Raw genomic sequence first — 18,987 nt, forward strand, 5'->3', positions numbered from 1 at the left:
TTAAAACAATTCGATTGTTAGCCGCTATTTTTCACTAATTGCTCATCAGCTAGGTATTCATCTAAGTTTATTTCTAAAGGAACTTGTATCGAAATTGTTGTTCCACCAAGGCTGTTATTGCATGCTTTAATACTGCCTTGATGCAATGAAACAAACTCACGACACAAGGTAAGACCCAACCCGGTTCCACCTGCACCACTATTCGTTTTACTGCTTTGCTCAAATTTATTAAAAACCGTTTCAAGTTCCTCTTCAGGTATTCCTATACCGCTATCTATCACTGCAATGTTTGCATTGTCATCGTCTCTTTGCATTATAACTTCAACAGTACTGTGCTCTTCACTAAATTTGAGTGCATTACTCAATACATTTCTCAAAACCTGATTTATTTGCTCTTCATCGCACTGTGCAACAATCGGCGCGTTATCAGAGCTAAAAACAATATTTATATCTTTTTCAATAGCAATACCGGCAACATCATCAATACTGGTTTTAACAATAGTCGCTAAATCATAAGCCCGTGGGTTGAATGGAAATTTACCAACATCTAATTTAGAAAGGTCGAGTAAATTATTAAGTAACGATAGTAGTCTTTGCCCACTTGATTCAATACGAGTTAAATACTTCAAAAGTTTATCTTTGCTAAAATCACCCTCTTGTAACTTGCTAATACCAAAACGTGAAAAGCTCAATATAGAGTGCATAGGGGTTCTTAGCTCATGCGACATATTTGCCAAAAACTCTGATTTACTTAGATTAGCCGCTTCGGCAATATTTTTCGCATGCTCAAGCTGTGAAGTACGTGCCCTTACTTGCTCTTCTAAAAGATCTTTGGCTTCCAACAGTAGATCTTCTTTTTGTTTTAAATGGCTAACATTTTTAAAAATAACCGCTAACGCTATTTCGCCATGGTGGTCTATTTCATTAAATGATCCAACTAGCGGAATTTTACTTCCGTCTTTATTTACAATGTGTAAGTCACAACTAAATTGACGATTACTGTTTAATGTAGAGATTTTATCTTTTATTGCCTGCACCGAGTCATCATCTAAAAAATGAAATAACGAGTGAGCAATGAGCTTTTTAAACTTTAAATTAAATAATTTTAAGCAGGCATCATTGGCCTCGACTATCTTGCCTTTGCGTTCAAATAATAAAATAGGATCGGGGGTATTTTTAAAAATGACCTGCAGTAGGCTGTCTTTTTCAATCAGCACATCAACTGTTTCTTGTAATCTTTCTACTAGCTCAGCATTGTGACGTTTTAGCAGCTCGGTTTGCCATAATTTATGTACAGCCTGTAGTAACACATTGTCATTTAAAGGCTTAATTAAAACATCTTCAACACCTTGGCGAATGGCTTCTAACATAGATTGTTCAGGGCGTGAGGTTACTAACAAGCAACGACTATGCGGTTGTATTTTTTTTAAACTCGAAAATATCTCTAAACCAGAACCCGGTTGTAAGCTAAAGTCACTGATTAAAATATCAATACTCCTGAGCTTGGCAATATTAATTGCTTCATCATGGTTTGTTGCGGTGTATACCTCAATATGAGCGCCATAAAGGCTACTTTTGAGTGACTCTAATCGCTCATTAACATGGTCAACGAGTAAAATTGTCGGCAGTTTAAAAATGTGATCTGGACCTATCTCTAATAAGGCCTCAATTAAAGACGTTATTTCTTTATTGGAAAAGAAGGGGTAGATAATGGTGGCATTGGGTATCAAGTCATTTAATTTGGAAAATGCGCTAAGCAACTCCCCTGATTCTGCTTTTGGCGCTAATAACAAAAATGATTGAGAAGTCGCTTTTTCAACAACTATCGATACAACATCGGTTGGCACACCTTGAGAAAATACCAGCAAGTCATAAATGTCTATGTCTGTATTTTCATCAAACATAGCAAAGTGGACTAATTCAACTTGGCAGCCAATTAGTTCTAATAACACTTTTAAGCGCATAGCAATCATGCTACTGCTATCAATAATAAGTATTTTTCTCGCCATTTAGACACACTTTAAAGAGTTAATTAAACACCTTTTCAGCATAGTCTAGAATTTTTGGTTTAGCATAATCACCTACGTAAAAGTGAATTTTGCTGCCTTTTGTTATGGTACTAGGTTAAATGCTTACCAAAAATAGTCAGGCTGTACAGCTGATTGTCCATTCTTGCTACGTTAGGCAGTTCTCCCCATACTGCAAAATCAAAATGCTTAAATAATTTAATGCTCGGTTCGTTGTGACTAAAAATAAACCCAAGTAATACTTCGATATTAAGCTGCTTGGCTTGTTGTTGTGCAAATTGCATCAGCTTTTTACCCAACCCTTTTCCTTGGGCTGCTGCCGTAATGTAAATGCTTAACTCAACGGTGCCATCGTAAGCTGGGCGGCCATAAAACGATTTATAACTAAGCCACGCTAATACTTGGTTATTCTCACAGTAAACAAAAATAGGGCGTTGAGCAGTATGGCTATCAAACCAAGGTTGTTTATCAGCGACGGTCACCTCTTCGGTATCGGCGGTGACCATTCGACTAGGGATAGTTTCATTGTAAATAGCAACAATGGCAGTTAAATCATCAGGTTTTGCTAAACGTATAGTCATAGAAAATAAAGTAAAATTGATCAATTTAGCCTATAGTAGCGTATGATAAGTTACATAAATACTCTAAAAACGCACTTAAGGTAATAGCATGATAAAAAAAATAATACTTGGTTTAACCCTCGCATTAAGTTGTGTTTCGCTAAATACATATGCCGCAGACTCGCCCCCTCCTTCATTAGATGCAAACACCTGCAATGACTTCACGAATGTTTCACTTAGAAAGTTGCGCTCAACTGAAACCATTAACTTATGCGATTTTAAAAACCAGCCTCTTTTAATTGTTAACACTGCGAGTAACTGCGGTTTTACGCCGCAATTTGAAGGTTTAGAAGCGCTTTATAATAAATACAAAGACGAAGGCTTGGTGGTATTAGGCTTTCCATCAGATGATTTTTTTCAAGAAGAGAACGATGAAAAAGATACCGCAAAAGTGTGTTATGTAAATTATGGTGTTACCTTCCCTATGCTGGCCACCAGTGCAGTACGTGGTAGTGACGCAAACCCTATTTTTAAGCATTTAAACGCCCAAACCAGTTCACCAAACTGGAACTTCTATAAATACGTGGTATCGGCCGATCGCAAAACGATTACGCGCTTTAACAGCCGCGTAGCACCGGATTCGGCAAAACTAGAAAGCGCAATCAAAAGTGCATTTTAACTTTGTGTTTTCAGTTTAACCTTACTAAGATGTTGCTATCAAATTTAAAAACTAAACTTACAGGTAGGAGAACTTATGGCAGTTGCAAGTGCAAGGCACATACTCGTAGACAGTGAAGCACAATGTTTAGACCTTAAAGATAAAATTGAGCAAGGTGAAGACTTTGCAGAACTCGCTAAACTGCACTCTAATTGTCCATCAGGTCAAGATGGTGGTGCATTAGGTGAGTTTGGCCCAGGTATGATGGTGCCTGAATTTGACAAGGTGGTATTTTCAGCGCCGCTAAATCAAGTACAAGGCCCTGTACAAACACAGTTTGGTTACCATTTATTAGAAGTAACCAGCCGCTCAGAGTAAGTAAATCGATTTATTAATAAAGCCGCATCAGCGGCTTTTTATTTATGTGGAGTTGGCAAAAGCCCCAATATGCAATTACTTGGCTCTATTTCTTCCCCTTATGTTCGCCGTGTCAGAATTTGGGCACAACAAAATAACTGTGAGCTTGAGTTTATAAATCTCGACATTTTCTCAAGCGATGACCGCTCTTTAATGATGTCGCACAACCCGGCAGCTAAAATCCCTATCTTAATTGATGGCTCGCTTAACTTAAGCGACTCAAACAATATACTGCGTTACTTACTTGAAAAAACACAGCAGAACCCGCTAACTTGGCCGCAAGAGCATTTTTTAACTAGCATCAACGCCTGTAACGATTCATTGGTTGAGTTATTGATATGTCAGCGTTCTGGGTTTGACACGCAAGCCGATAAGCTGTTTTTTAATCTGCAAAATGAGCGAGTTGCGCAAACATTACACTATTTAAATGATCATTTATGCGATGATGAATTTAAAAGCTGTGAATGCCTCAACATCAGTTTATACTGCTTACTTGATTGGATATGCTTTCGTGAACTAGCCGATTTTAGCGCGCAGCCGCAATTAGTTAAGTTTCATGAGGCGTTTAGTCAGCGTCAAGCGGCTAAAAATACCAACCCTCGACTTAAATTTTAAAAGGTGGATACATGAGCGATATCGAAATTGAATCACAACTAGTTAGCTTTGTAGAAAAAGTACGTGTTAGTGAGCAGATCTGGGCACTGGGTGCCGATGATGGTGGCTTTGTTGTATGTGAGTCAAATCAGTTTGACGACACCGATGTACTTTTACTGTGGGAATCACAAGACGCAGCACAAGCACAATGTAAAGAAGAGTGGCAAGACTACAGTCCAGTAGAAATAAACCTTGATGAGTTTTTAGATGATTGGGTTGAAGACCTAAAATCTGATGATGCATTAGTGGGTTTAAATTGGAATGACGATCAGGTGTGTGTAGAAATTGAACCGGTTGGTTTAGCTCGCGCGCTAAGCGAATAAGTTTTAGGCGTTAGTTCGCTGACATTATCCCAACTAACAGCAACGGTTAGTTGGGGTATAAAAATAATAAAAACTGTCAAGGTAATACGTTGAAAACCCATCTTGGTCGTCGTCCATTTTCAGCTATGGAGCTGCATACGCTCTATAACGGATATATTTATAGTGATACACGGCTTGCCCGCGAACAAGCTAAACACTGGCATTTCTGGCTGCCCTTAATTGCTTATTACAGTGGCGCTTACAGTGATGAAATTGGCTGCTTAACCCTTGATGACCTAATACTTAAAAATAATATTCTCTGTTTTAGTTTTCATACCCACGGTAAAATTAAACCCCGTTTGGTACCTGTTCATCACGCTCTTATTAGCGCTGGGTTTAATGACTATTTAGCTTATGTAAAAGCACACAATCACTCCCGTTTAATGTTCGATCTTCCTGCTAAAACAGGGCGCTATAGCGAAAAAGTGCGCATATGGTTTTCAGGAGAGGGTGAACGCGCAGGATATTTGCAAAAATGTGCAATTCCTTCTGTAGATCAACTCGGTATGAAAACCGCAATTAGTAGTTTACGGCTTAACTTTGAACAACAGATTCGTATTTATGCCCTGCAAGCAGGCAACAAAGACTGCTTTAATTACTTAATGGGCTTTAATGATTACCCTCATGATAACTTTAACGATATAGCCTTGTTAAATAAGGTGCTACAACAGATCCGGGTTATCAATTCCCATATTCATTGGCAGCGGTTTTTAGCCCGAGATAGCCACTGACAAACTTTGTTACTCTTTTCCTTAGCGATCTGCGCTTACTCTAGTAAAAAAAGCTGTTAGGATGAAGTGCAGTCTATATGACTGTTTCTAACAACAAAAAATCTAGGGATAACTATGTTTTTAAAAAGCCTCTTAACCGTGAGCGTTGCGCTTGCGATGAATGCTGCTCACGCTAACGAATTCGTCATTGAAAAACTCGCAAAGCCAAGTTCACAAAAAGTCGCTTTAACGCTCGACCCAAGTCAGGATACCTTTACAGGAATGACCGAGATCAGCTTAGAAGTGCTCAAACCAACACACTACATTGAGCTCAATGGCGTTGATTATGCAACTAAAATGGTGCAACTACTAGGTGAGCAAAACTGTGATTTAAACAGCGAAATGCTTAAAACAGGTAAAGTTAAATTTAGCTGTGAAGAGCAAATTCAGCCAGGTAAATACACCTTAAAAATAGATTTTTCAGCGCCTTATAACCGCCAGAGTGTGGGGTTATATAAAACCCTAGATCAAGGCGTTCCGTACTTGTTCACGCAATTTGAAATGAGTGATGCGCGACGTGCATTTCCGGTGTTTGACGAACCAAGCTATAAAATTCCGTTTCAGTTAACCATTACCGCCCCCACCTCACAAAAAGTGTATTCAAATACACCTGAGCTAAAAACGACGGTGAATGGCGATATGACCACCCATTACTTTGATAAAACGCCACCAATTCCATCTTACTTAGTGGCTATGGCTGTAGGTCCATTTGAAGAGCTAGAAATTAAAGGCATGCCTATTCCTGGGCGTGTGATCACCCCACAAGGTAAAATTCATTTAGCGCAATATGCAAAAGAGAACATGCCTAAAGTACTGGGCGCACTTGAAGAGTACTTTGGTATTCCTTATGTATATAAAAAGCTAGATTCAGTGGCTGTTCCAGAGTTTCCGTTTGGCGCTATGGAAAACTCAGGCTTAGTGACTTACCGCGAAGATATTCTTCTGGTTGATTTAGAAGCTGCAACGCGTAGTAAAAAACAACGTAATGTCTCTATTATTGCCCATGAATTAGCTCACCAATGGTACGGTAACTTAGTGACTATGAAGTGGTGGAACGACTTATGGTTAAACGAGGCGTTTGCAAGCTGGATGGCGGCAAAAATTACTAAGCAGCTTAATCCTGAGTTTGAATCACACCTAGATTTACCACAAAACAACGTAATGGCGTTAGATGCACGTTTAAGCACTAAGCCAATTCGTAAACCAATTAAAACCGAAGCCGATATTATGGATGGTTTAGGCCTTGCCTACAGCAAAGGCAGCTCAGTACTGGCGATGGTTGAAAACTGGATTGGCGAAGAGGCATTTCAAGCTGGTATTCAGAACTACTTAAAAGAATTCTCCTATAAAAATGCAGAAGCTGCCGATTTATGGGAAGCACTTGGTAAGGCTTCAAATAAAGATGTAGCGAGCGTTTTAAAATCGTTTATTGAACAGTCGTCATTCCCGCTAATTAACGTTAAGCAGCAAGGTAAGAGCATTACGATTTCGCAAAGTCGTTTTGCCAATGCCGGTGTTGAAGCTCCTGCTCAACTGTGGAATGTACCGGTTGCGATTAAATATGGTGCTGGCGATAAAGTACAAACAGCCAATGTATTATTAAATAAACAAAGCCAAACGCTAGCATTAGACTTTGAACCAGAGTGGATTTATCCAGATCAAGGCGCGCTAGGTTATTACCGTTGGGTAATGGATGATGCGCAATTTAATGCGCTAATAGATAATGCAGCTAGGGTATTAAACGACCGTGAACGCTTAGCCCTATTATCGGCAACAGATGCCCTACTTGATGCCGGTGTCATTTCAGCGGCTAAATTAATGCAAACGCTTGAAGTATTTGCCAGCGATAGTCATCCGCGTGTTGCTAATACTGCTTTAGGTTATTTAGCGTCACAGCAGCGTACTTTTAAAGACGATAGCAATAAAGATTTATGGCCTACGTTTATTCAAAATGCGGTGATGCCTGCCGCTAAAAAATATGGCCTAGAAGCAAAAATGGGCGAAGATGGCGCAGTAGCTCAACTTCGTGCCGCGGTGGTATCACGCTTAGGGTTTGATGGTGAAGATAAAAATGTGATCAATAAAGCCAAACAGCAAACACAAGCTTACTTAAACGATCCACAAAAGGTAGACCCTTATTTAGCAGGTACTTATTTACGTCTTGCGGCTTTTCATGGGGATAAGGCGTTGCTAGATCAGTTTATGACAACCTTTAAAACCACCAAAGATCCACAAGTGCGTACCAATATGCTGGCAGCAATGGGTTACTTTGGTAAACCTGAACTACAAAAAGCGGTACTGGCGTATAGCTTAACAGACGAAGTAACGGCTTCTGATATGCGTACTATTTTATCGGGTCAAAGTTACACCGATGAACGCCAAGCACTGTTTATTGATTGGATTTATAACAACTACGATAAAGTAACAGCAAGCTTGCCACCATTTTTTGTGCCTAACTTACCTTACTTTACTACCGCCAGCTGTGACGCTGACAGTTTAGCTACAACGCAAAGTTTCTTTGACGCTAAACTGGATGCTGTACCCGGTTATGCGCGTACGTTAAGTAAACTTGCAGAGAGCACCAATGACTGTATTGCACTTAAAAACCGTGAACTGAAATCAGTCAATAGCTTTTTAAATAGCAAATAAGTTAAAGTTTAAAGGATGGCGGGCTGCGGGCGACGAGTAACGGGCCGAAAACCTCAAACTCGGGCTAATGGCTGATGTTTTCTCATTTACTTCTCATTGTCTTCTCTTTGTGTAATAAGATCTTAAAAAATTTATTCACAAAGAGGTTAAGAGGCGCTGCGCTTTTAGAGGTAGTAATTAAAGACAAAGGTTAAGGGTTAAAGGTTAAAGGTTAAAGGTCAAAGGTCAAAGGTTAAAGATTTTATCTTGCACCTTTTGCCTTTAGCCCTGCACCACTCTATTAACCGCCAATAATCATCGTTAGCTTTGCTATAAACTCTTTCGCTGCTTGCTCAGAGTTAATTTTAAAAGCGACACCATAATGAATAGGCTGCGTACTTTTATAAATACGGGTAGGAAAACGGGTCATTTCACTGCTATGAAAATAGCCTTGAGTACGCACAACCCCATCAATATCAGTAAAGTCATCGCTAAACACTTCAAATGCCGGGCGGATCACAATTTTACCTTTACCTGCTTCAGCATGGGTATAAAACGCCTCTTTAGAGTTTACTAGCATATACTCAGCTATGTTTTTTATTTTAAAGTTACTTCTACACTCTAGTTTGATCAGCTGCTCGGTTAACTCGTCTGCACTAAATGCCACGTGACTTTCCTTTTTATTTAATAGGGGGTTAGGGTCTGTTGACCTTTCAGAGTTAAATTTGCAGCAGTCTGTTTGGTATTTAGCCAAGGTAAAGCATATGTAATGTGGTTATTCCCCATAAATAGGCGATAACGCAGCATCAATGCCAAACAGGCACTGCCCTTCGGGTTCTGCCTAGGGGCGATTTACTCTTTGTTGCTCAGTTTTGACTTAGCCCACTAGGTTACAAACCTCGCGCCGCGATTAAACCGCCCCTAGTTTGAACAAATTGTAATCCGCAAAGGTCAACAGACCCTAGACTAACTCATGCATGAGTGAAAGTCCGAAATTTATTTATTCACTACACACAAAAGCTAATTGCTGATTTTTATAACTCAACCGGCTTATTTCAGTATCGCAATATTGGCTTAAATCAAGCCACTGCGATATAGCAGAGCCGCGTGTTAATTTACGCTGGTAAACACGGTTTTTAATTGCGTAAGCAATGGTATTTTCATCTTTTAAGATGAAGTCTTGTACTTGGTTTGGCAGTCTAAGTATATCGGTAACTTGCTTAGTTTGTGGATCAAAACGCGCTAAGTGATGCTGCCCGTGTTTACTATGGCTAAATAAAAACTCAGCCTGCGCTTTATTATAAATAAGCGTGCGACCAATATCGCTTGCTACCACCTCACCTTTTGCCGCAGCAACCGAGGTATATTGCAAAGTGTGTGGTTCGCCTAAAATAAACATCACTAAATCGTTGTTACTTCCCCAAGCGTGATAGCCTACAGGTTCAATCCAATCAAAAATACGACTTGCAGCCAACTCGGGTGCCAACGGATATTGCCATAGCTTTTGTTTACCATCATCTTCAACGACAATCGCCGATAAGTGCTGCCCATCCGGTGTTAAAGTGGGCGAGTATTCACTTTGTGGCGTATTAGTGACCATAGACGTTTGTTTTGATGATAAGCTGTAAAGCGCAATATCTGTTTGACTCTGGTCATTACTGATTATTTCTCGGGTATAGTATAGGCCGGTGTCGGTTAAATGGGGTTGATTGTTATAGCTCGTTTTATCACTAACAATGCTTACACGTATACCATGTGGAGTATTTAAATCGGCGAGCAAAATTTGGCTTTTAGGCATACTTGCCTGAGCAATATCTAGCGTTAAAGCATTTATAGCTATAAGCCCTAACAACGGTTTAATCAGTTTCATGCTTTCTCTCGTTTTAATTTTAAGCACCTCATGATAACGTTATTTACTGATGACGTCACTTGACCTAAGTCAGTCAACTCTTTATAACTAACGGGTCATAAAAAAGAGAACAAACATGTCAGCTAAACACCCTATTATTGCAATCACCGGTTCATCTGGAGCGGGCACAACAACCACCACTAACGCCGTGAAGCATATTTTCCGTAGCCTTGATATCAATGCGGCATTTATCGAAGGTGATAGCTTTCATCGTTATACACGCCCTGAAATGGACAAAAAAATTCGTGAAGCACAGCAAGAAAGTAAACACATTAGCTATTTTGGCCGAGAAGCTAACGACTTTGGCGCCTTAGAAGACTTATTTACTAAATACGGTGAAACCGGCGAAGGAAAACTTCGTCGTTATTTACACACCTTTGATGAAGCCGTGCCTTATAACCAGTTACCTGGGACATTTACCCCATGGCAAGAACTTGAGCAAAATACAGATCTGATGTTTTACGAGGGTCTACATGGCGGTGTAGTTGATGAAGATCATGATGTTGCTAAACATGTTGATTTACTCATAGGCATGGTGCCTATTATTAACCTTGAATGGATCCAAAAGCTCATTCGCGACACCTCAGAACGCGGCCACTCTCGTGAAAAAGTCATGGACTCTATTGTGCGCAGTATGGATGACTACATTAATCATATAACGCCGCAATTTTCTCGTACCCATATTAACTTTCAGCGAGTCCCCACCGTTGATACTTCCAACCCATTTAGCGCTAAAGATATCCCCTCCCTTGATGAAAGCTTTGTTGTGATTCGCTTTAGGGGGATTGATGATGTTGATTTTCCGTATTATTTGCGGATGATTGAAGGCAGTTTTATGTCGCGTATAAACACCTTAGTGGTGCCTGGTGGTAAAATGGGTCTCGCGATGGAACTAGTGCTCACGCCTCTGATAAAAGATATTATTTTGAAAAAACGCGCCTTAGCAAAGTTAGCCCCGCCTGAAATTCCTATTTAGACTCTTTTTTGTGAACTCTAACTCACGTACACTGCTGATTTTAAGTATGACGAGTTTAATATGTCGCAATCAATTAAAATTATTGTTGGGTCTAAAAACCCAGTAAAAATCAATGCCGCTAAACATATTTTTGCGATGTATTTTCCTGAGCGTGTAATCGAATGTAGTGGTGTTCACGCGCCCTCAGAAGTACCCGATCAACCCTTAGGTGAAGAGCAAACCTGCTTAGGGGCACAAAATCGCGTTAATTACTGTAAAAACCACTATCAGGCAGACTACTATGTGGCGATGGAAGGTGGTGCAGCGCAATTTAGCTATGGTGCGGCAACCTTTGCCTATGTAGTTATTGATAATGGCGCACAGCAAGTTACAGGCCGAAGCAGTAACTTACCTTTGCCTCCGGTTTTTTATAAAGCATTGCTGCAAGGTGAAGAGCTTGGTGACGTGATGGATAAGGCTTTTAATACCACCAATATTAAACAGCAAGGGGGTGCTATTGGCTTATTAACTGATCATCATGCAACACGAGAAAGTACCTATACTCAAGCGCTGACACTCGCCATGGCGCCTTTTCTTAATCCCACTCTATATAATCAATAACGGATGTTTTAATGAAGTATAACTACGTATTATTTGATGCCGACGAAACCTTATTTAGCTTTAATGCCTTTGCTGGCCTTAAAAACATGCTAGCAACCTATGACATGGATTTTACCGAGGCAGATTATGCCCATTACCAAAACACTAATAAGTCATTATGGATTGCTTATCAAAACAACGAGATCACCTCAAGTCACTTACAAGTAACTCGTTTTAGCGAACTGGCAAATAAACTAGATGTGCCAGCTCAACAGCTCAATGATGATTTTTTATCAGCAATGGCCGAAATTTGTATGCCTTTACCCGGCGCCGTTGAATTATTAAATGCCCTTAAACCCCATGCCAAGCTGGGCATTATTACCAATGGTTTTTCTCAGTTACAAGCACGTCGCCTAGCGCATACGGGGCTGCAAGATATGTTTGACTGGTTAGTTATTTCTGAGCAAGTCGGCATTGCTAAACCTGCAAAAGAGATATTTGAGCACACCTTTAACTTAATGGGTAATCCACCGAAAGAGCAAATTTTAATGGTCGGTGATACCGCCAGCAGTGATATTCTTGGCGGTCAAAATGTGGGAATTGACACTTGTTGGCTGCAACATCCTGGCGTGAACTTGCCTGAGGGAATTAAACCAACATATCAGGTAACCCAGCTTAAACAGTTGCAAACTATATTAGGACTTTGATAATAAAAGCCTGAGTGTAATTTAGCTTTTTAGCTAATTAACAAACAAAAAAAATGACGCTAATAAGCGTCATTTTTTATAACTGTATATAAGTGATTAACTAATTAGGCGTTAGCTAGCTCAAGGCCGGGTGCAGGCATCGTCACAGGCGTTTCAAAGGTTGCCCACTCCCATGCTGACTCAGTTGCCATAATTTTGCGTAGTAACTTATTATTTAAATCATGACCTGATTTAAATGCGGTTACTTTGCCTAAAAGGTTGTGACCTGTCATAAACATGTCACCTACACAGTCTAGAATCTTATGCTTGACGAACTCGTCTGCGTAACGCAAACCGTTCGGATTTAAAACTTTAAATTCATCAAGTACCACTGCGCTATCCATGCTGCCCCCTAGTGCTAGGTTGTTCGCATGCATGTATTCAATGTCTTTCATAAAGCCAAAAGTACGCGCACGGCTTATCTCTTCAGTAAAGCTTTGTGCCGTAATATCTAAACCAACACGTTGGCGGCTTTCATTGATTGCAGGGTGATCGAAGGCAATTTCGAAATCGATGTGGAATCCGTCGTAAGGTTCTACTTCGGCCCATTTATCACCTTCTTCAATACGTACTTTTTCTTTAATACGAATAAAGCGTTTTGCAACATTTTGCTCTTCAATGCCGCCTTTTTGTAATAAATAAATGAATGGCAATGCACTACCATCCATTATTGGTACTTCTGAGCTATCAAGTTCAACAATTAAATTGTCGATTCCCATTGCCGCAACCGCCGCAATTAAGTGCTCAGTAGTCGATAAGCGAACGCCATCTTTGTTAATTAAACAGGTACACAATTGCGTATCACCAACGGCTTCAGGTGTTGTTTCAAAATCAACAACCGGATCAAGGTCGACACGACGAAATACAATCCCAGTATTTGCGCTCGCAGGTCGGAGAGTTATTGTGACCTTCTCACCTTTATGAAGTCCAATTCCTATGGCTTTGACTACTTGTGCAATCGTACGCTGTTTAATCATAGGTTCGCTCACTTTAGTATATATTACAGTTAGACGGCGGAGTGTAGCATAAATACGGTATAACTACAATATTCGTTCACATTTCGCACAAAAGTACTGTTTTTTATTAATCTGCTTGTTTACGTAAAAAAGCAGGGATGTCGAAATAATCGCCACCTTCAGATTTATCTGTTTTCTTAGCACTACTTGACGACGTATTCGCTGAAGAACTTGAAGAGCTCGTCGATGTGCTTTGCTCTTTTGATTCTGTTTGCGATGTCGTGGCAGGCTCTTCTGTACTTGCGCCTTGGCTTGCAAAGCTAGGAACATACATGCTGCTTGTTTGCGTGCTTGAACTCGCTACATCAGAACCTGATGCTTTTTTAAAGCCGTTATCTACAATACCAAACTGCGGACGACGATCGCCGCCTAAGCCAGTTGCAACAACCGTTACACGTAGCTCGTCTGTCATTTCAGGGTCGATTACCGCACCCACAACCACCGTTGCATTTTCAGACGCTAGCGCCTTAACGTGATTACCCACGATTTCAAATTCTTCAATCGCGATATCCATGCCGGCAGTAATATTAACCAAGATACCTTTAGCACCGGTTAAATCAACGTCCTCTAGTAATGGGCTTGAAATAGCCGCTTCTGCTGCTTCTTGTGCACGATCAGGACCCGAGGCAGATGCAGTCCCCATCATGGCTGTACCCATTGCAGACATAACAGTACGTACGTCGGCGAAATCCACGTTAATTAGACCCGAGCGTGTGATTAGCTCAGCAATACCCTGTACCGCACCAAATAATACGTCATTTGCTTTAGCAAACGCATCCAGTAAAGTTGTCCCTTTACCTAATACTTTTAGTAATTTGTTATTTGGAATAGTAATTAACGAGTCCACGATTTCAGACAATTCGCTAATCCCCTGCTCTGCAGCAGCAGCACGTTTTTTACCTTCAAAATCAAACGGACGAGTTACTACTGCCACGGTTAGAATGCCCAGCTCTTTAGCAATTTTAGCCACGACTGGCGCTGCTCCGGTCCCTGTACCGCCGCCCATACCTGCCGCTATAAATACCATATCGGCGCCTTCAAGGCTGGCACGAATCGTTTCTGCGTCTTCTTCAGCCGACTGACGGCCTACTTCAGGGTTTGCACCCGCACCTAACCCAGAGGTTATTTGCGTACCTAATTGTACCGTTACATCAGCGGCTGAATTACGTAATGCTTGTGCATCCGTATTCGCTGCAATAAAACGAACACCTTCTATTTGTTGTTTTACCATGTGCTCAACTGCGTTACCGCCGCCGCCACCAACACCGATTACTTTTATTACAGCTTCTTCGCTGTGTTGTTCCATTATATCAAACATATTTACTCTCCGACTTGAGTACTAAAACTCGCCTTGAAACCATTTTGTGATGCGGTTCCACCAATTATTATTATCATCCGCTTTCGACTTTTGTGCATTCATCGACTGCATAGTACGCCCGTATTGTAACAAACCTACAGCGGTTGCGTACGATGGATCATCAACATAATCAGTTAAACCTACTACACCAATTGGTTTACCTATTCTTACTGGCATCTGAAAAATATCTTCAGCCACTTCCATTGCGCCAGTCATTTTAGCAGTTCCGCCAGTAATGACGAGACCTGCTGCAATTTGGTCTTCTAATCCTGAACGACGAATTTCTTCCATCGCCAGTTCAAATAATTCTCTAAAACGTGGCTCAACCACTTCTGATAACGTGTGCCTAGACATCAGTCTTGCTGGTCGCCCACCTACGCTTGGCACTTCAATCGTGTCTTCGCTGCTCGCCATTTGGCTACTTGCACAGGCATATTGTACTTTGAGTGACTCAGCATGTGATATAGGTGTACGAAATATTTTTGCAATATCACCGGTTACTTGGTTACCTGCCACCGGAATAACCGCCGAATGACGCAGCGCACCATTAATATAAATAGTAATATCCATAGTACCACCACCAATATCAAGCACCGCAACACCTAACTCTTTTTCGTCATCCGTCAGTACGGAATAACACGAAGCAAGCGCTGTGAATATAAGTTGGTCAACTTCAAGCCCGCAACGTTCAACACATTTTTCTATATTTTTAGCCATGTCGTTGGAACAGGTAATAATGTGCGCGCGTGCTTCCATGCGCACACCGCTCATGCCGAGTGGGTTTTTAATCCCCTCTTGCATGTCAATGCTGTACTCTTGCGGCAAAGCATGCAACATTTTGCGTTCAGCTGAAATTGGCACTGAACGAGCAATGTGTATTACATTTTCAATGTCTTCATCGGTTACTTCGGTGTTATTAATAGCCACAACACCGCTTTCGTTCTGACACTGAATATGCTTGCCAGAAATACCCAAATAAACCGAGCTAATACGACAATCAGCCATCAATTCGGCTTCATCTATAGCGCGGCGAATAGACTCAGACACTAAATTTAAATCGTTAACACCGCCTTTATCCATTCCATGAGATACTTGGCTCCCCACGCCAACAATGCTGAGCTTGTTATCTGTGGTGATTTCACCTACCGTGGCCACTACTTTAGAAGTGCCAACGTCTAATCCAATCACTAGGTTTCTTTCTGCTGACTTAGTCATGCCTTACTCTTTATTATAATTGCTGTTCTTGCAGTGGCTTATAGCTCACTGCAAGGCCGGTATCGTAGCGTAAATCAATTGCATCTATCTGTGCATCAGCACGTTTTTCTATACGTGAATAAACGTCTATAAAACGTTGTACACGTTTGGCTTTATCTTTGCGTCCTAAATTTAAACGCACACCGTTATCTAACCAAAGTTGCCACGAAAACCGCTCAGATAGCGCAAGGCTAGTGAGCGTTAATGCATTGACTTTGAGCATTTCATCAAACTGTTTAAACGCTACCCATGCTTCTTTTTCACTGCCCTCTGGCCCATATAGTTGGGGTAAAGTGGCACTTAATTTATCACTTTTTGCTTCAAACGCGTCACCGCTTTGATTAATCAGCAAGTCACTATTCCAGTGAGCAACCGCTTGATGTTCTACCACGTAAACTTGAATGGTATCAGGCCATTGCTTTCTTACCGATACCGTTGCAACCCAAGGCAGCTCTTGTACTAAATGCTGAACTTGCTTTACGTTTAGCTCAAAAAAACTGCTTAAATCTGCTTTTTTTATTGCCGCTGTTATTGCTTTTTCATCGGTGTACTTAGGGTTCCCCAGCACCGTTAAATGCTTAATTTGTGCATCTTTATTTTCAACTAACCAGTGCGAAACCCCACTGGTTATTTCAATTAACCCTATCACCACGGCTAGAAAAAAACTCACTCCAAAAATCAGCGACCAGTTAAGTTGCTGTTTTAGTTGCTGCGCTTTCTCTAAAAAGGGATGCATATTAAAGGGTTTGCTCCAAAATGCGAACAACTAATTGCTCAAAACTTGCCCCGTTGGCTTTTGCTGCCATTGGCACCAATGATTTTTCTGTCATGCCTGGTACGGTATTCACTTCTAGTAAGTAAAAATATCCTTGTTCATCTTGCATCGCATCGACTCGTCCCCAGCCACTTGCACCTACTAAATCAAAGGCATCAAGCGCCATCGCTTGTAATTTTTGAGTATCCGATGGTGATAAATCAGCAGGGCAATGATATTGCGTACTACTTGACTGATATTTAGCTTGGTAGTCATAAAATCCGTTTGGGGTGCTCATTTCAATCACAGGTTGTACTTCATCACCCAAGACCGTAATGGTAAATTCACGACCCGTGATCCACTGCTCTACCAATACTTGGCTGTCGAACTTAAATGCATTAGTGAGCGCATCTTCAAGTTCTTCTGCAGAGCTTGCTTGCGCCATACCGATACTGGAGCCCTCGTGCGATGGCTTAACCATTACCTTTTTAAATTGCGCCATAATGGCATTGGCATCAAAGCCTTTTTTAGCATCAACCACGGCATAAGGTGCGGTGCTTAAGCCTGCCGATTTAAACAAATGCTTACAACGAATTTTATCCATTGCCAGTGCCGAACCCAGAACATTACTGCCGGTATACGGCAGGTTCATAAATTCTAGAGCACCTTGTACCGTGCCGTCTTCACCACCACGCCCATGTAAAGCAATAAAAACGCGATCAACGTTTAACGACTTTAATTCCCATAACGAACGATTTTGTGGATCAAACGCTATCGCATCAATGCCAACTTCTAACAGCGCATTTAATACCGCTTGACCAGATTTTAATGACACGTCACGCTCTGCTGAGTTTCCACCTAGCAGCACCGCTACTTTACCAAACTGGGAATTTACCTGTGTCATACTTCACCTTGCTTTAATTCTTCTATCGACATATTCGTGGCTGCTAAATTTTTAACAAGCTGACCTATGTTACCCGCACCTTGTGTGAGCACTAGGTCGTTATTTTGTAGGCAGTTGGCAAGTACGCCCGCAAGCTCTGAGCTTGAGGCTACATGTAATGGCTCTTTGCCACGCTGGCGCAAACTACGGCATAAACTTTTACTATCAGCGCCAACAATAGGCTCTTCGCCTGCACTGTAAACATCGAGTAATAAAAGCTGATCAACCTCAGCCAATACCTTAACAAAATCTTCGTATAAATCGCGAGTACGCGTATAACGGTGCGGCTGATACACCATTACTAAACGCTTATCAGGCCAGCCTTCTCGTGCTGCGGTGATAGTAGCGGCCACTTCTGACGGGTGATGGCCATAGTCATCAACAAGCATCACGCTACCGCGTTCATTTTCAAATTCACCGTAGTGCTGAAAACGACGGCCAATACCTTCAAAAGTATCTAAAGCCGCTAAAATTGCATGATTCGCAATATTTTGATCTTTAGCCACGGCAATCGCTGCGGTTGCATTAAGGGCATTATGTTTACCCGGCATATTCAGCTTAGCGGTTAAACTCTCACCTTGTTTATTAGTCACCGTAAATTGGCATGTGTTCGCTGTTTGGCTAAAGTCACTCATTCGATAATCAGCCTCGTGTGACTCACCGTAAGTGATCACCGGACGACCAAAACGGGGGATCAATTCAGCAGCAACGTCTGAATCAATGCACACCACCGCTAACCCGTAAAACGGCAGGTTATGAATGAATTCAACATAAGTATCTTTCATTTTTTCTAAACTACCGCCGTAGGTTTCCATGTGATCTTCTTCAATATTAGTGATCACCGACACCATAGGCTGTAAATGCAAAAATGAGGCATCGCTTTCATCTGCTTCGGCGATTAAAAAGTCACTTTTACCTACCTTAGCATTGCTGCCAGCACTATTAAGCAAACCACCAATAATGAAGGTTGGATCGAGCCCGGCTTGTGCATAAATGCTCGCAATTAAGCTGGTTGTGGTCGTTTTACCATGGGTGCCCGCAATGGCGATACCGTGGCGAAAGCGCATCAGTTCAGCTAACATTTCTGCTCGACGAACCACCGGAATACGTGCAGCTTGCGCGGCTTGAATTTCAGGGTTTGTTTTATCTATTGCACTTGAAACCACCACCACATTAGCGTCTTTTACATTATTTTCATGATGGCCAATAAATACTTCAGCACCGGCTTTAATTAAACGCTCAGTCATTGCGCTGTGAGCTATATCTGAACCGGTAATACGGTAACCTTCAAAAGCAAGTACTTCTGCAATGCCACCCATGCCTGCACCGCCTATCCCTACAAAGTGAATAGTTTCAATGCGGCGCATCGCTGGGCGT

Annotated in this window: 19 protein-coding genes; 9 read left to right on the forward strand and 10 right to left on the reverse strand. The window is 41.3% G+C overall.

Annotated elements, in window-relative coordinates:
• Window positions 1-17: 17 nt before the first annotated feature.
• Entirely contained in the window at window positions 18-2,009 is a 1,992-nt protein-coding gene (locus BM380_RS12855; protein WP_090494713.1) for an ATP-binding protein, read from the reverse strand.
• A 110-nt stretch (window positions 2,010-2,119) separates the two neighbouring features.
• Complete coding sequence (locus BM380_RS12860) at window positions 2,120-2,608, reverse strand: GNAT family N-acetyltransferase (protein WP_013464075.1); 489 nt, start codon at window positions 2,606-2,608, stop codon at window positions 2,120-2,122.
• Between the two features lie 88 nt (window positions 2,609-2,696).
• Here BM380_RS12860 and BM380_RS12865 point away from each other — a divergent pair, with 88 nt between their 5' ends.
• The 6 genes from BM380_RS12865 to BM380_RS12890 all read left to right on the forward strand — a co-directional run bounded on the left by BM380_RS12865 (window position 2,697) and on the right by BM380_RS12890 (window position 8,097).
• A complete protein-coding gene (locus tag BM380_RS12865; protein ID WP_013464074.1) occupies window positions 2,697-3,266 on the forward strand; it encodes a glutathione peroxidase in 570 nt (189 codons plus the stop codon).
• A gap of 75 nt (window positions 3,267-3,341) precedes the next feature.
• The gene (locus BM380_RS12870) at window positions 3,342-3,623 is read left to right on the forward strand and encodes a peptidylprolyl isomerase (protein ID WP_008114778.1); all 282 of its coding nucleotides are present in this window, start codon (window positions 3,342-3,344) and stop codon (window positions 3,621-3,623) included.
• A gap of 69 nt (window positions 3,624-3,692) precedes the next feature.
• Window positions 3,693-4,277 (forward strand): glutathione S-transferase family protein, encoded by a 585-nt coding sequence (locus tag BM380_RS12875; RefSeq protein ID WP_090494715.1) that lies wholly within the window; start codon window positions 3,693-3,695, stop codon window positions 4,275-4,277.
• A gap of 11 nt (window positions 4,278-4,288) precedes the next feature.
• Window positions 4,289-4,639: a DUF2750 domain-containing protein gene (locus tag BM380_RS12880; RefSeq protein WP_013464070.1), complete on the forward strand. Its 351-nt coding sequence runs from the start codon at window positions 4,289-4,291 to the stop codon at window positions 4,637-4,639.
• Window positions 4,640-4,728: 89 nt separating this feature from the next.
• Window positions 4,729-5,409, forward strand: coding sequence for a site-specific integrase (locus BM380_RS12885; protein WP_090494803.1), 681 nt, complete (start codon window positions 4,729-4,731; stop codon window positions 5,407-5,409).
• Between the two features lie 114 nt (window positions 5,410-5,523).
• Window positions 5,524-8,097 carry a M1 family metallopeptidase gene (locus BM380_RS12890; RefSeq protein ID WP_090494716.1) on the forward strand — a complete coding sequence of 858 codons (2,574 nt, stop codon included), beginning with the start codon at window positions 5,524-5,526 and terminating at the stop codon, window positions 8,095-8,097.
• 280 nt (window positions 8,098-8,377) lie between these two features.
• On the opposite strand, the gene BM380_RS12895 is transcribed toward BM380_RS12890, so the two are convergent.
• Together BM380_RS12895 and BM380_RS12900 are read right to left on the reverse strand one after the other, a co-directional pair.
• Window positions 8,378-8,743: a hypothetical protein gene (locus tag BM380_RS12895; RefSeq protein ID WP_013464067.1), complete on the reverse strand. Its 366-nt coding sequence runs from the start codon at window positions 8,741-8,743 to the stop codon at window positions 8,378-8,380.
• 333 nt (window positions 8,744-9,076) lie between these two features.
• Window positions 9,077-9,946, reverse strand: coding sequence for a TolB-like translocation protein (locus BM380_RS12900; protein WP_013464066.1), 870 nt, complete (start codon window positions 9,944-9,946; stop codon window positions 9,077-9,079).
• Between the two features lie 115 nt (window positions 9,947-10,061).
• Here BM380_RS12900 and BM380_RS12905 point away from each other — a divergent pair, with 115 nt between their 5' ends.
• From BM380_RS12905 to yjjG, 3 genes are read left to right on the forward strand one after another with little or no spacing between them, the layout of a single operon-like run.
• Window positions 10,062-10,961, forward strand: coding sequence for a phosphoribulokinase (locus BM380_RS12905; protein ID WP_008114793.1), 900 nt, complete (start codon window positions 10,062-10,064; stop codon window positions 10,959-10,961).
• Between the two features lie 60 nt (window positions 10,962-11,021).
• The gene (yjjX, locus tag BM380_RS12910) at window positions 11,022-11,561 is read left to right on the forward strand and encodes an inosine/xanthosine triphosphatase (RefSeq protein WP_090494718.1); all 540 of its coding nucleotides are present in this window, start codon (window positions 11,022-11,024) and stop codon (window positions 11,559-11,561) included.
• 11 nt (window positions 11,562-11,572) lie between these two features.
• Window positions 11,573-12,247: a pyrimidine 5'-nucleotidase gene (yjjG, locus tag BM380_RS12915; RefSeq protein WP_013464063.1), complete on the forward strand. Its 675-nt coding sequence runs from the start codon at window positions 11,573-11,575 to the stop codon at window positions 12,245-12,247.
• Window positions 12,248-12,351: 104 nt separating this feature from the next.
• Here the strand turns inward: yjjG and lpxC are convergent, their stop codons facing one another.
• The 6 genes from lpxC to murC all read right to left on the reverse strand — a co-directional run bounded on the left by lpxC (window position 12,352) and on the right by murC (window position 18,977).
• On the reverse strand, window positions 12,352-13,263 hold the full coding sequence (gene lpxC, locus BM380_RS12920; RefSeq protein WP_013464062.1) for a UDP-3-O-acyl-N-acetylglucosamine deacetylase: 912 nt from the start codon (window positions 13,261-13,263) through the stop codon (window positions 12,352-12,354).
• Between the two features lie 106 nt (window positions 13,264-13,369).
• Window positions 13,370-14,620 carry a cell division protein FtsZ gene (ftsZ, locus tag BM380_RS12925; RefSeq protein WP_090494719.1) on the reverse strand — a complete coding sequence of 417 codons (1,251 nt, stop codon included), beginning with the start codon at window positions 14,618-14,620 and terminating at the stop codon, window positions 13,370-13,372.
• Between the two features lie 21 nt (window positions 14,621-14,641).
• Window positions 14,642-15,874 carry a cell division protein FtsA gene (gene ftsA / locus BM380_RS12930; RefSeq protein WP_013464060.1) on the reverse strand — a complete coding sequence of 411 codons (1,233 nt, stop codon included), beginning with the start codon at window positions 15,872-15,874 and terminating at the stop codon, window positions 14,642-14,644.
• Window positions 15,875-15,887: 13 nt separating this feature from the next.
• Window positions 15,888-16,649: a cell division protein FtsQ/DivIB gene (locus BM380_RS12935; RefSeq protein ID WP_013464059.1), complete on the reverse strand. Its 762-nt coding sequence runs from the start codon at window positions 16,647-16,649 to the stop codon at window positions 15,888-15,890.
• 1 nt (window position 16,650) lies between these two features.
• Window positions 16,651-17,571, reverse strand: a complete 921-nt coding sequence (locus tag BM380_RS12940) for a D-alanine--D-alanine ligase (RefSeq protein ID WP_090494721.1) — start codon at window positions 17,569-17,571, stop codon at window positions 16,651-16,653.
• A complete protein-coding gene (murC, locus tag BM380_RS12945; protein WP_217644051.1) occupies window positions 17,568-18,977 on the reverse strand; it encodes a UDP-N-acetylmuramate--L-alanine ligase in 1,410 nt (469 codons plus the stop codon). Before murC ends, BM380_RS12940 begins: the two co-directional genes overlap by 4 nt.
• Between the last annotated feature and the right edge of the window lie 10 nt (window positions 18,978-18,987).

The sequence above is a fragment of the Pseudoalteromonas sp. DSM 26666 genome (assembly GCF_900116475.1).
Lineage (GTDB): Bacteria > Pseudomonadota > Gammaproteobacteria > Enterobacterales > Alteromonadaceae > Pseudoalteromonas > Pseudoalteromonas tetraodonis.